General features: G+C 64.2%; 13 protein-coding genes. 8 read left to right on the top strand and 5 right to left on the bottom strand.

Annotated features, from left to right (window positions below; genetic code table 11):
• Positions 1 to 13: 13 nt before the first annotated feature.
• The 4 genes from G4G27_RS22820 (at position 14) to G4G27_RS22805 (ending at position 2,989) form a co-directional block, all read left to right on the top strand.
• Positions 14 to 592: a nitroreductase gene (locus G4G27_RS22820; protein WP_183110753.1), complete on the top strand. Its 579-nt coding sequence runs from the start codon at positions 14 to 16 to the stop codon at positions 590 to 592.
• 40 nt (positions 593 to 632) lie between these two features.
• Positions 633 to 989, top strand: a complete 357-nt coding sequence (locus tag G4G27_RS22815) for a GntR family transcriptional regulator (RefSeq protein WP_183110752.1) — start codon at positions 633 to 635, stop codon at positions 987 to 989.
• A gap of 112 nt (positions 990 to 1,101) precedes the next feature.
• Positions 1,102 to 2,334, top strand: coding sequence for a DUF3419 family protein (locus G4G27_RS22810; protein WP_183110751.1), 1,233 nt, complete (start codon positions 1,102 to 1,104; stop codon positions 2,332 to 2,334).
• A gap of 1 nt (position 2,335) precedes the next feature.
• Positions 2,336 to 2,989 (top strand): class I SAM-dependent methyltransferase, encoded by a 654-nt coding sequence (locus G4G27_RS22805; RefSeq protein ID WP_244624472.1) that lies wholly within the window; start codon positions 2,336 to 2,338, stop codon positions 2,987 to 2,989.
• Positions 2,990 to 3,029: 40 nt separating this feature from the next.
• On the opposite strand, the gene G4G27_RS22800 is transcribed toward G4G27_RS22805, so the two are convergent.
• The 5 genes from G4G27_RS22800 to G4G27_RS22780 all read right to left on the bottom strand — a co-directional run bounded on the left by G4G27_RS22800 (position 3,030) and on the right by G4G27_RS22780 (position 10,319).
• The gene (locus G4G27_RS22800; protein WP_183110750.1) at positions 3,030 to 3,575 is read right to left on the bottom strand and encodes a hypothetical protein; all 546 of its coding nucleotides are present in this window, start codon (positions 3,573 to 3,575) and stop codon (positions 3,030 to 3,032) included.
• An 89-nt stretch (positions 3,576 to 3,664) separates the two neighbouring features.
• The gene (locus tag G4G27_RS22795) at positions 3,665 to 7,114 is read right to left on the bottom strand and encodes an error-prone DNA polymerase (protein ID WP_183110749.1); all 3,450 of its coding nucleotides are present in this window, start codon (positions 7,112 to 7,114) and stop codon (positions 3,665 to 3,667) included.
• Between the two features lie 172 nt (positions 7,115 to 7,286).
• Positions 7,287 to 8,846, bottom strand: coding sequence for a DNA polymerase Y family protein (locus G4G27_RS22790; protein ID WP_183110748.1), 1,560 nt, complete (start codon positions 8,844 to 8,846; stop codon positions 7,287 to 7,289).
• Complete coding sequence (locus G4G27_RS22785; RefSeq protein ID WP_183110747.1) at positions 8,743 to 9,582, bottom strand: hypothetical protein; 840 nt, start codon at positions 9,580 to 9,582, stop codon at positions 8,743 to 8,745. The genes G4G27_RS22790 and G4G27_RS22785 overlap by 104 nt, the downstream gene beginning before the upstream one ends.
• A gap of 92 nt (positions 9,583 to 9,674) precedes the next feature.
• A complete protein-coding gene (locus G4G27_RS22780) occupies positions 9,675 to 10,319 on the bottom strand; it encodes a TetR/AcrR family transcriptional regulator (RefSeq protein ID WP_183110746.1) in 645 nt (214 codons plus the stop codon).
• Between the two features lie 89 nt (positions 10,320 to 10,408).
• On the opposite strand from G4G27_RS22780, the gene G4G27_RS22775 reads away from it, so the two are divergent.
• The 4 genes from G4G27_RS22775 to G4G27_RS22760 all read left to right on the top strand — a co-directional run bounded on the left by G4G27_RS22775 (position 10,409) and on the right by G4G27_RS22760 (position 13,229).
• A complete protein-coding gene (locus G4G27_RS22775; RefSeq protein ID WP_183110745.1) occupies positions 10,409 to 11,254 on the top strand; it encodes an NAD(P)H-binding protein in 846 nt (281 codons plus the stop codon).
• Positions 11,254 to 11,730 (top strand): anthrone oxygenase family protein, encoded by a 477-nt coding sequence (locus tag G4G27_RS22770; protein WP_183110744.1) that lies wholly within the window; start codon positions 11,254 to 11,256, stop codon positions 11,728 to 11,730. The genes G4G27_RS22775 and G4G27_RS22770 overlap by 1 nt, the downstream gene beginning before the upstream one ends.
• Before the next feature lie 115 nt (positions 11,731 to 11,845).
• Complete coding sequence (locus tag G4G27_RS22765) at positions 11,846 to 12,787, top strand: GGDEF domain-containing protein (protein ID WP_183110743.1); 942 nt, start codon at positions 11,846 to 11,848, stop codon at positions 12,785 to 12,787.
• A gap of 55 nt (positions 12,788 to 12,842) precedes the next feature.
• Positions 12,843 to 13,229 carry an RNase H family protein gene (locus tag G4G27_RS22760; RefSeq protein WP_244624471.1) on the top strand — a complete coding sequence of 129 codons (387 nt, stop codon included), beginning with the start codon at positions 12,843 to 12,845 and terminating at the stop codon, positions 13,227 to 13,229.
• The last annotated feature ends 68 nt before the right edge of the window (positions 13,230 to 13,297 follow it).

Raw genomic sequence — 13,297 nt, 5'->3', positions numbered from 1 at the left:
TTACGGGCGAGCCATGTTCAACGATCTCTCCACCCCGCTGACCTATCTCGCCACGCGCCGCTCGGGCAAACCCCGCGACATGATCGCGCCTGGACCCGACGATGCGCAACTCGCGGCGATCCTGCAGATCGCCGGTCGCACGCCGGATCATGGCAAGCTTGCACCGTGGCGCTTCGTGATCGTGCCGGCCGAGGCGCGCGATCGCTTTGCGGCGATGCTGCTCGACGCCTATCGCCTCGAGCGTCCGCAGGCGGCGCGGCTGGAGATCGAAGCGATCGAACAATTCGCGCATCAGGCCCCGACACTGGTGGTCGCGCTCTTCTCACCGCGGATCGAAAGCCATATCCCATTGTGGGAGCAGGAATTATCGGTCGGTGCGGCGTGCATGAACCTGCTCCATGCCGCGAACGCGACGGGCTTTGCCGGCGGCTGGCTGACCGGATGGGCGACCTATTCCGACGCGGTGCGCGATTCGTTCGGCGCCGCGCCGGAGCGCATTGCCGGCTTCATTTTCCTCGGCACGCCGACAAGGGAATTTGAGGAGCGTCCACGCCCTGATTTGCGCACGATTATTACCAATTGGGCTGGTTAAAGTTGCTGGACTAATCAGCCAATTGCTGTATTATAGCAGCATGACAGCACTTAATTCCGAAGACAGTCCGGTCTATATCAAGCTGCGGGCAACCATTTCAGCAGCGATCCTGCGCGGCGATTTCCGCGCGGGCGACCAACTGCCTTCGGTCCGGGCGCTGGCCGCCGAACACGGCGCCAATCCGCTGACCGTGGCCAAGGCCTATCAGAGTTTCCAGGACGATGGTTATGTCGAGGTCCGTCGCGGCGTCGGCATGTTCGTGCTGCCCGGTGCCGCCGAAAAACTGCGCATCGCCGAGCGTCACCATTTCCTCAATACCAGCTGGCCGCGCATCCGCGACCATATCACGCTGCTCGGGCTGAGCACGAGCGACCTGCTGGAACGCGAGAGCGCCTGACGCACTCGCGGGCGCATTTTGCCGGCGCCGTCATCGAACCGTCACCCGAATGTCCTAGCGCCGCCTTGAGTGGCCATGCGCGGCCACCCGCAGCACAGGGAGACGCACGCCGATGCTTGCCGCCAAATCACCCAAAAACCGTGCCGTCCGCGCCGCTGTCCATCGCCACGATCACCTGTCGAAACAGGGTCTGCTCGAGCGCGCCTTCACCTTCGCCTTTCGCGGCCTGGTCTATGCGCAGATCTGGGAAGACCCGGCGGTCGACATGGAGGCACTGGCGATCCAGCCCGACAATCATGTCGTGACGATCGCCTCGGGCGGCTGCAACGTGCTGTCCTATCTGACCGCCGATCCGCGCGCGATCACCGCGGTCGATCTCAACACCGCACATATCGCGCTTAACCGGCTCAAGCTGGTCGCCGCGCGGCATTTGCCCGATTACGAAGCGTTTCACCGCTTCTTCGCGCGGGCCGACAGCCATGCCAATGTGCTCGCCTATCGCTCCCATATCCGCCCGCATCTCGACGAGACGACGCGGCGTTATTGGGAAGGGCGCGACCTGATCGGCCGGCGGCGCATCGATGGTTTTGCGCGCGGCGTCTATAAAAGCGGCCTGCTGGGCAATTTCATCGGCGCGGCGCACCTCGTCGCGCGGCTTGGCGGGGTCAATCCGAGGATCCTGCTCAAGGCGCGGACGATCGAGGAGCAACGCGAAATCTTCGACCGCGATTTCGCGCCGCTGTTCGACAAGGGTTTCATCAAATGGCTGACCGACCAGCCGGCTTCGCTGTTCGGCCTGGGCATTCCACCGGCGCAATATGAAGCGCTGGCCGGTGACGAGAAAATGGCGGTGGTGCTGCGCGAGCGGCTCGAAAAGCTCGCCTGCGATTTCGACATCAAGGATAATTATTTCGCCTGGCAGGCGTTCGGCCGCGGTTATGGCCGGGGGCCGATGGCGTCGCTGCCCCCCTATCTGCAGCACGACCATTATGACGAGATCGTCGCGCGCGCTGACCGGATCGACGTGCGCCACACCAATTTCACCGATTATCTGCGCAGCCGACCGGACGGTACGCTCGACCGCTATATCCTGCTCGATGCACAGGACTGGATGACGGACGAACAGCTGAACGATCTGTGGAACGAGATCACGCGCTCCGCGCGCGCGGGCGCTCGCGTGCTGTTCCGCACCGCCGGCGCGCCGAGCATATTGCCGGGTCGCGTGGCCGACGCGACCCTGTCGCGCTGGGCATATCGTGCGGAAGAGTCGCTGGATTATACCAGGCGCGACCGCTCCTCGATCTATGGCGGGGTGCATCTCTACGTTCTGGACGCCACCGCCTGAGATGGAATCGTCTCACGCCGGACATATGGATGCGATCTACGGCACGCAGCGCCATTTCTACGACCTGACGCGCAAATATTACCTGCTCGGCCGCGACCGGCTGATCCGCCGGCTCGCTCCGCCCAAGGGCGGCAGCGTGATCGAGATCGGCTGCGGCACTGGCCGCAATTTGATCGCGGCGGCGAAGGCTTGGCCCGACGCGCGCTTCTACGGCATCGATATTTCCGAAGCGATGCTGGAGACGGCGCGGGCCAAGGTCGCCAAAGCCGGGCTGACGGATCGCATCACGCTGGCGCAGGGCGATGCGACTGCGTTCGACGCGCTAGAATTGCTCGGCGTCGCGGCGTTCGACCGGGTGTTCCAGAGCTATACGCTGTCGATGATCCCCGACTGGCGCGGCGCATTGCGTGAAGGTGCAGGCAAGCTAGCGCCCGGCGGACGGCTCGATTTGGTCGATTTCGGGCAGCAGGAAAAATTGCCGCGGGGCTGGCGCAGCGTGTTGTTCGCGTGGCTGGCGAAGTTCGACGTCTCGCCCCGTGCGGAGATGCGGACGGCGATCGACGAGATCGCGGGCGCCATCGGCGCGCGGGATGAATTCGTGTCGCTTTATCGCGGTTATGCATGGGCAGGATCGATCGAGCGGACCGGGCTCTGACAGCACAAGCCCGGTCCGTCGTGATCGGAAGCCTCTGCAATCAAGGCGCGCTAGCGCCCTTTGCACGGGCCATTGGCAATGCCTGGAACGACAATACGGATGCCCCGCCCTCATGGCTGAGCGTCAACAGGCTGTAGAACTTGCCTGTTGCCTTTGCGGCGGCGAACTCTTTTCCGGTCAGCTTCGACCCATCCAGCCACCGGTCATTCTCGCGAAGCGCAAAGAAATTTGCCGAAGTGCCGAAATTGAGCGCAGGAGCGAAGCCAAGCATGGCTTGGACATCGGAAGCAAGATCGGGCTGTGCCGTTGCGGCCGAAATGCCGCACGTGACAAATCGTTCGTCACGCGCGCTGGTCGCGCGCGCGCTCAGTTTCAAGGTCGCCGTCCCGACGACCTCGAACCGATCGGCGGAGGGGTCGAAATCCTTCGGCTTGCCTGGACCGCTGCTTTGCCACCCATCCTGATCGGCGCGTGACAACACCGTCTGTGACGCCCTGCCCGGCACGCAAAGCTCGTCATAAGCCGTCATCATTATCTTGTCGGTCGCAGGAACGGTCACCGCCGCCAGAACAGCCATCAGGATCATCGCATGAATCCATTTATCAGATGCTTCCCGGCATCGCGCAAATTAAGGCATTCCCGGTGAGTCGTAAAGACATCGGCCCGCCATAGACCTCAATGGAAGTCGCGTGATTTGGGGATGATCCGTACGTCGCGCGGATGGCGGTGCTTGCCCGCGCCCGGATAGCGCGGCGGCTGCGGATTTTCGAACACATCGGCACGCGACAATTGCGGTTTCGCCTCATCGGTATCGGACAGCCGGTCGAGCAGGTCGGTGCAATCATGGATACGATCCGCCATCAGATGGACCACCCCTTCCGGGCTCTTCTGCAACTCACCCTCGACCATCATCAGCCGCGCCGCCATCACCTGGCGCCGGAAGCGTTCGAACATCCGCGCCCAGAGCACGATGTTGGTGATGCCGGTTTCGTCCTCGATCGTGACGAAGATCGCGTTACCCTTGCCCGGACGCTGGCGGACCAGCACGATCCCCGCGGTCTTCACGCGGCGGCCATTTCGGGTCGCCGATGTCGCGGCACAACTCAACACGCCCCGCGCAGTGAAGGCCGAGCGCAGGAACTGCATCGGATGCGCTTTCAGTGATAACCGCGTCATCTGGTAATCGGCCACAACATGCTCGGCGCCAGTCATTTCCGGCAGCGCCATGTCCTCTTCCGCGCCAAGCTCAGCCGCGCGCGCCGCCGCGAACAGCGGCAAAGCGGCGGACGGGGTGCGCCGCGCATCCCAGAGCGCGTCGCGCCGGTCGAGCCCGATCGAGCGGAACGAATCCGCATCGGCGAGCAGGCGCAGCGCGCGTTCGGGCAGGCCGGCGCGACGCGCGAGCGTCTCGATCGAGGTGAAGGCGCCGCCCTCGTCTCGTGCTTTTGCTAGATTATCGGCCCATTCCTGCTTGAACCCGGTGATCTGGCGCATACCCAGCCGCAGAGCGAAGGGGTGCGCGGCCGTGTCATCCGCAGGCTCCAGCTTATTGTCCCATCCACTCGCATTCACATCGACCGCATGCACTTCGACGCCATGCTCGATCGCATCACGCACGATCTGCGCGGGCGCATAGAATCCCATCGGCTGCGAATTAAGCAAAGCGCAGGCGAACACCACCGGATGGTGACATTTGATCCAGGAAGAAACATAGACCAGCCGCGCGAAGGACAGCGCATGGCTTTCGGGAAAGCCATAGCTGCCGAACCCCTCGATCTGCTTGTAGCAGCGTTCGGCGAAGTCGCGTTCGTAACCGCGCCCGACCATGCCATCGACCAGCTTGGCGTGAAAATTATGGATCGTGCCGAGGTTACGGAATGTCGCCATGGCGCGGCGCAACTGGTTCGCCTCGGACGGGGTGAAGGCGGCAGCAGTGATCGCCAGCTTCATCGCCTGTTCCTGGAACAGCGGCACGCCATAGGTCTTGCCGAGCAGGGTTTTGAGCTCGTCCGGATCATGCGGCGGCGCGGGCGAAGGATAATCGACTTTCTCGACCCCGCTGCGCCGACGCAAATAGGGATGAACCATATCGCCCTCGATCGGGCCGGGCCGGACGATCGCGACCTGAACCGTCAGATCGTAGAGATCACGCGGCTTGAGACGCGGCAGCATGTTGATCTGTGCACGGCTCTCGACCTGGAACACGCCGATGCTGTCGCCCTTGCACAGCATGTCGTAAACCGCCGTATCGCTGGTATCGATATCGACCTCGAGCGTATGATCGCCCAGGCCATGATCGCGCAGCAGGTCGAAGCTCTTGCGGATGCAGGTCAGCATACCGAGCGCAAGGATATCGACCTTCATCAGGCCAAGCGCGTCGATATCGTCCTTGTCCCATTCGATGAAGCTACGATCCGCCATCGCCGCATGGTGCAGCGGCACCGTCTCGTCGAGCCGGTTTTCGGTCAGCACGAAACCGCCGACATGCTGCGACAAATGTCGCGGAAACGGCGCGGCGAGGATCTGGTCCATGATGAAGCGCAGCCGCACGATCTCGGGATTGGCGAGGTCGAAGCCGGCTTCCTCGATCCGCCGCCCCTCCATATCGCCGGAATAACTGCCCCAGACAGTACTCGCCATCCGCTCCGGGATATCCTGACTCATCCCCAGCGCCTTGGCGACCTCGCGCACCGTGCTGCGCGATCGGTAATGCGCCACCGTCGCGGCGATGCCCGCGCGATGCCGGCCATAGCGACGATAGATATACTGCATCACCTCTTCGCGCCGCTCATGTTCGAAATCGACATCGATATCGGGCGGCTCGCCGCGTTCCTCCGACACGAAGCGCGAGAAAAGCAGGTCATGCTTCATCGGATCGATCGAGGTCACGCCAAGCAGGAAACAGACGGCGGAATTGGCCGCCGAGCCGCGCCCCTGGCACAGGATCGGCGGATTTTGCGAACGGGCGAAGCGCACCAGATCATAGACGGTCAGGAAGTAATAAGCGTAGTTGCGCTCGCGGATCAGGGTGAATTCCTCGGTCAGCGAGGCAAGCACCTTGTCCGGCATCCGGTCGTAACGGTCGATCGCCGCCTGCCATGCGATATGTTCGAGCCAGGCCTGTGCTTCCCAGCCTTTGGGCACTGGTTCGTGGGGATATTCGTAACGCAGCTGCCCGAGATCGAAGCCGATGCGCGACAGCAGGACCTGAGTCTGCGCAATCGCATCGGGGTAGTCGCGGAACAGCCGCGTCATCTCGCCGGGGCTTTTCAGGTGACGCTCAGCATTAGCCTCGAGCCGCTTGCCCGCCGCAGTGATCGTCGTGCCTTGGCGGATACAGGTGAGCACATCGTGCAACGGCCGCTGTTCCGGCGTGGCATAAAGCGCATCGTTGGTCGCGATCAACGGCACACCTGCTGCCCGCGCCGTGGTTTGCAGCTTGCTCAGCGCGCGGCCGTCACGGCCCCCGCGCGGCATCGCTGCCCCCAGCCAGACCCGATCGGGCGCGGCGCGCGACAGGCGGGCGAGCACGTCCCCGACATCCTCGGGCTGTGTCTCGACGAGACGCAGCAAAGGCTTAGGCGGGTCACTCGCGTCGTCGAACTCATAATCCACCGGCTTGCGGTGCTCCTCTTCCTCCTGCGCGGTGGAATAGGGCAGCACGATCAGCAGCAGGTCCTGACTATAGTCGATCAGGTCATCGAATTTGAGGATGCAGTCGCCCTTCACCGCGCGCAGATTGCCGACCGTCAGCAAGCGGGTGAGCCGTCCCCAGCCATAACGTGTCGCGGGATAGGCAACGATGTCCGGCGTGCCGTCGGAGAATATGAGCCGCGCGCCAACCACGAGCCTTATATCGATCTCGCAACTGGCCGATTCCTCCGGCGTCAGCACTTCCGCCTCGCCTTTGGCCTTCTTGTCGGCGAGGTGCGCCGCGCGCGCTTTTTCTGGCGCTTCCTTGAGCGCGCTATAGGCACGCACCACCCCAGCCACGGTGTTGCGGTCGGCAATACCGACGCCGGTCATGCCGAGCTTGTTGGCGTGAGCGACAAAGTCCGACGGATGCGACGCCCCGCGCAGGAAGGAGTAATTGGTCGCCGTGACCAGTTCGGCGAACTGGGTCATGAGATGAGGTCATGCTTCCCTGCTCCCCTCCCTGCAAGGGAGGGGCGGGGGGTGGGTGGCGAGCGTAGCGAGCTTTCCACAACTGCCGCGCGCGGATCGCCCGGCGCTGGTGCGCCGGTACCCACCCTCAACCCCTCCCTTTCAGGGAGGGGAGTAAGATGAAATGCCTGACTCATGCGAACAGCCCATGCACATACCAGCCCGGATCGCTCTTCTCGCTGCCGTATAACCCATGCCGGAACACCCAGAAGCGCCGCCCGCGCGCGTCCTCGATGCGGTAATAATCGCGCGTCAGGCCTTGACCGGCATCGCGCTTCCACCATTCGGCGGCGATGCGTTCGGGGCCTTCGAACCGCGTCACTTCATGCAGGGTACGGCGCCAGCGAAACTGGCGCGGCGGGCCGTCGGGCACTTCGGCGGTGACCCGGATCGGCTGGGGAGGGTCGAACAGGTGCAAAGGCCGCAGCGGCGGCTCTCCCACCTCCGGCTGCGGCCAGCTTTCCGGCGCCGCAGCCTCAACCGCGGGCAGCGCCAGCACCGCCTGTTCGGGAATATGCGTGTCGCGTGGCGTCAGCCGGCGGAAACGGCCGCGCCCCATGCGCACGCTCAGCCGGTCGATCAGCGCGGCAAGTTCGCCCGCCGCCACTTCGCCCCCTTCGAGCAGCAATTGCGTCGGTGCAAGCGGCGCGAGCACGGGCACCGCGAGCCGGATCAGGTCGAAACCGAAGCCGGGATCGAGCGGGTCGGCCAGGCTGTCGAGCCGCTCGTCGAACAGCCGCATCACGATCGCCGGATCGCGCACCGCCAGGCTGGTCTCGACCGTAAGGTCGATCGCGATCCCGTCACTGCGAAAGAAGCGCGCGGCGAAACGCCGGCCACCGAGATGGCGTTCCTCCATCGTCTCCGCCGCTTCCGCGACCAGCTCACCCAGGATCGCCAGCGCATGCTCGGCGCGCGCGATCGGCTCGGCCAGGCGGCGCTCGACCAGCAAGGCCGGCGGCACGCGGCGCGGCGTGATGCGACTGTCCGATTTGCCGAGCAGCCGCGCGAGCAATGCCGTCACATCCTCGCCAAAGCGAGTCGAGAGCGGCGCGGTCGGGCGGCCGGCGAGATCGGCAATGGTCTTCAGCCCCGCGCGCCGCAACGCCAGCTCGGTCTCCTCGTCCAGATCGAGCGCGGCGATCGGCAAACGGCGCACCGCCGCCTGTTCGTCGGTCGCGGGCATGGTCTGGTAGCGGGCAAGCGCCTGCGCCGCCTCGGGCGTGCCGGCAATCGCGTAGCGCAGCTTCATGCCGTATGCGGTCAGCCGCGCCTCGATATCGCCGGCGAGCGCCGCTTCATCGGCAAAGCCTCCCCCACAACCGGCGCCGCAGCCGGTGATGTCGAGCGTCAGCCCGTCGGGCGGCTCGACCGCGACCAGCGGGGTATAGCGGTCGCAGCCATCGGCGATGCGGTCGAGCAAAACGAGATCGGCTGCCGGATCATGATCGATCACGACAAGCTCAGGCACGCGCGCCCGGGCATCGGCCAGCGTCAGCCCCGGCCCGAGCCCCAGGCTTTGCGCAGCGGTATCGACCGCGACGATGCGCATTGCGCCGCGTTGCTTCTCGACAAAGACATAAGGGGCATCATCCGGCGCGCCGGTGCGGGCGAGGCGGTTCGCCGGAAACAGCGGAAACCACAGCGCCAGATAGCGCCGCGCCTCGCGTCCCACCGGTTTCTGGGACGGCATGATAGCCTCTTTGGCCGACGCCCGCCTGGTCACGGAAGATAGCCTGGTCACGATCCCACTCCAAAATCCATCGCCCCCCGGCCCTCCCGCCGCGCTGACGCACCAATTCTACCTCAAGCGCGGTGTGCCCCGGCGCATCCGCCTCGAGCGGCAGCGCCGCGACGCTGCGCACCCGCCAGCGGGTATGCGCAGCACTCGGCGCCTCCTCGGCGGCGACGCGCAGCAGCAAGGCGGTCACGCCTGAGCTCTCCGCCGCCACCGCCAGTCGCCGCGTCGCGGTCAGGTCGAGCGCGCGCGGGCTCTTCCACAATTCGATCACCGCCACCCCGACATCGGGACAGCGCACCACCTCCGCCGCGACGCGCAGCAGCGACAGCGCATCGGGCAGCACCCCGATCACCAGCCGCGCCGGATCGATCCCGAGATCGACCAGGCCCGGCGCATAAAGCCCGCCCCCGCCGTGCTGCGCCTCCCCTTCGCGCAGCCAGATGATCGTCGCGTTCGCCGGCACGATGCGTCGCGCGAGCATCGAGGCGAAACCCGCCGCGCTGCTCGCATCATCGGCCTCGCCGGCAATCACCTCATGCAATTGCCCGCGCGCCAGCCCGCCTTCCAATCGCGCATCGATCCCGGCATGGCCGAGCGACGCGAGATTGGCCGATTCGGCCGCCTGCACCCCCGCCATGGCGGCGATCCGCTGCCGAAGCGCGGTAAGGGGTGAAAGCGACTCGGCCATAATTGTTCCTGATATGTTCCATTATTGGGCGCAAGGGTGGATGTGAGTCAAGGTAGAACCCTTGATCCTCCCCGGCACGGGGAGGATCACAGTTACGGCGCCGCGATCTCCCGCAACGTCATGCGCTTGAATGCCTCGACCAGCGCGCGCCCTTCGGCCGGATCGACCGAGATTGCCAACCGGATCGTCGCTTCGCCTAGTTCCCAGGTGAGGAACGCGACCAATTCGAGTCGCGCCGGATCGATCGCCGGATGCGCCCGCGCCATCGCGGCCGCCAGCATCGCACTACAAATCCGGCTCTCGGCCAGTTGCAGCGCCATCAACTGCTTGTCCGCCTGCATCCCCGACCAGATGTCGCGCATCACCGGTTCGGCCATGACGATCTCATAATATTGATCGATCAGCTCGGCATAGGCCCCGAGCAGATCGTCGAGCGTCGCGACGCCGCTCAGTGCCTCCTCGATACAGGCGCGGCTCGCAGCATTATAGCGTTCGGCGAGCGTGCGGATCAGCGCGCTTTTCTCCGGAAAATATTGATAGAGCGAGCCGATCGAGATGCCGGCAAGCGCCGCGATCTCGTTCATCTTCACCTGATCACTGCCGGTGCGCACGATGAGCTCCGACCCGACGGCGAGAATCCGCTCGAGCCGGTCCTTGCTGCGCTGCTGCATCGGCTTACGCCGCGCGGCCGGGGCTTCCTCATCGGGGTAATCGGTCGCCTGTTCGTTCGTGTTCATTTTCGCGCTCCGGGCTGTTGACAACCCAAAAAGTGAGTATATATCACATTTAATGTGAGAGATACTCACGTTAAAGCGAGGATTGAAACATGACAAGCGAAAACACGCTCCGGCCCGGCACCACTCTAGTGCTTGGCGCCAATGGAAAGACCGGCAGCCGAGTTGCTGCCCGGCTGTGGGATTCGGGCCATGATGTACGGATCGGATCGCGTTCGGCGACACCCGGCTTCGACTGGGACGATCGCGCAACCTGGGGTGCGGCGCTTGCCGGCGTTTCAGCGGTCTATGCCGCCTATCAGCCCGACCTTTGCGTGCCCGGCGCGGTCGAGACCATCAGCGACTTTTTCGATGCCGCAGCCGGCGCAGGCGTCGCCAGGATCGTGCTGTTGTCCGGACGCGGCGAGCCCGAGTGCCTGGATGCCGAACGAGCACTGCAGGCGACCACACTCGACTGGACGATCATCCGTGCGAGCTGGTTCTTCCAGAATTTCAGCGAGGGGTTTTTCCTCGACGAAATCCTCGCCGGTGAGATCGCGCTGCCCGACAGCCTTGCCGACGAGCCGTTCGTCGATGCCGAGGATATCGCCGACATCGCCGTCGCAGCGCTGATCAGCGACCGCCACAACCACCAGCTTTACGAAGTCACCGGGCCGCAGGCGATCAGCTTCGCCGATGCGATCGCGCAAATCGCAAGCGCCACAGGCCGCGAGATCGCCTATCGCGAGATGTCGATGGAGGCGTATCGCCAGGCCCTGGAGGCGGCGCAACTGCCCGCCGACATCATCGGCCTGGTCATCTATCTGTTCAGCACCGTGCTCGACGGGCGTAACCTTCAGCCCACCAACGACATTCAACGCGCACTCGGCCGCGCGCCGGGCAATTTCGCCGATTATGTCGCGCGCACCGCGGCAACCGGCGTGTGGGAGGCAAAGTGATGAAATCGATCCCGTCGCTGCTGCTGCTCGTCGCGGCCATCGCTACCGCGCTCAATGCGGGCGTGTTCTACGCCTTTTCCTCCTTCGTGATGGCGGGTCTCGGCCGCATCCCGCCGGAGCAGGGCGCCAACGCCATGAACGGGCTCAACGTGACGGCGGTCATGGCCCCTTTCATGATCCTGTTCATGGGCGCGACCTTGCTGTGCTTCGGCTTGGCCGGCTGGTCCTTATTCTCCTTCGCCGCGCTCGACTCCAAGCTCATCCTGGCCGCAAGCCTGTCCTACGTGGTCGGCTGTTTCGGCGTGACGATGATGTTCAACGTGCCGCTGAACAACCAGCTTGCCGTCGCGCCGCCGACCGAGATCGTCGCGGTGTGGCAGACTTATCTGCGCGAGTGGGTGCAGTGGAACCATGTCCGTACGATCGCGCCGACACTCTCCGCCCTGCTGTTCATCATCGTGTTGATGCGACGCTGAATTGTAAAAAAATCATGCCCGACGCACCCGGTTAAGGAAAACAATCCTTAACCGGGTCGCGTTAAGCCTGTTCCAGCGATCGGAATGGGCCGACCGGCCAAGCCGCGGGATCAAGATGAGCTTCATGCAGGACATTGGCACGCTGGAGCGGGAACTCCGGACCAGTCGCCAGATGTTCCGCGCGAGCTTCCACGCCGCGGCGATCGGCAAGGCGATCATCAGCGTCACTGGCCAATGCATCGAAGTGAACCGGTCCTTTGCGACGATGCTCGGTTATGCGGTCGAAGATCTTACCGGCATGCACTTTGCCGATTTCACGCACCCCCATGACATCAAGGCCGACCTCCATCTGTTCGAAAGCGTGATGCGCGGCGAGCGCGACAGCTATCAGATGGAGAAACGCTATCTGCACCGCGACGGCGCGATCCTGCATGTCCTGCTCAGCGCAACCGTGGTGCGCGAAGAAGATGGCACGCCGATCCAGTTCATTTCCGAAATCGTCGATCTGAGCGAGCGCCGGCGCGTCGGCCTCGAACTGCAGGAGGCGAACGCCAAGCTGCGCGAGCAAGTGGTGCGCGACCATCTGACCGGGTTGTACAACCGCCGCGGGTTCGAGGAGATGCTCTCCACGCCGATCGGGGCGGGGAATCTTGGCGCACGCTCGGCCTGCCTGTTGCTGATCGACCTCGACGATTTCAAACGTATCAACGACCAGATGGGGCATACCGCCGGCGACATGGTGCTGAGCGAAGTCGGCAAAAGATTGCCGCGCCAGGTGCGTGAGAAAGACTATGTCGCGCGCGTCGGCGGGGACGAATTCGGCATCATCCTGCTCGATGCCGACAAGCCTCTGGCCGAGGCTATTGCCGAACGGATCGTCAGCGAGCTCGGGTCGGCCTTCCATATCAAGGGCGCGCGCGCGCATATCGGTGCGAGCGTCGGGCTATCCTGTTCCGACGGCGGCAAGGTCACCCTGCGCGAAATGATGGCTCAGGCCGATGTCGCGTTATACGCCGCGAAGCGCGCAGGTCGCGGACAATGGCGCCTGGCAGCGTAGACGACTATTTCTCCTCGCTCTTGGGTAGCGTTTAGCGACGCGCTAAGCGGGCGACATGATGCGACAGCGCAAGGTCAGAATTTTCTTCGATGGCGGGTGTCGGCCGAACCCGGGCGAGATGGAGATCGCGGTTGTCGCGCAGGGTCGCACTTTTATCTCGCAGAATCTGGGGTTCGGCACGAACAATGATGCCGAATGGCTGGCGCTGATCGAGGGCTTGCGTATCGCGCGGTCGCTCGATTTGCCGGACTTCGTGCTGGTCGGCGATTCCGCGATGGTGGTGAATCAGGCCAATGGCGCAAAGTGCGGCAGTCCGGAATTTCGCACGCATCTGGAGACGTTCCGTGCACTCGCTTTACCGCTGGGCGGCGTGCGGGTCAGGCGGATCGGGCGCGCCCACAATCTCGCCGGGATTGCGCTGGCGACATTGCACGATCGCTGAACGACCGGGCGCGTGCGGTGTGATACCGGCTTTCTGCGCGGGCCCTGCGCTGCTAGCATCATGTCCAA

The sequence above is a fragment of the Sphingomonas sp. So64.6b genome (assembly GCF_014171475.1).
Lineage (GTDB): Bacteria > Pseudomonadota > Alphaproteobacteria > Sphingomonadales > Sphingomonadaceae > Sphingomonas > Sphingomonas alpina_A.
The sequence above is the reverse complement of the archived record's forward strand: the minus strand, read 5'-3'. Positions and strand labels throughout refer to the sequence as shown.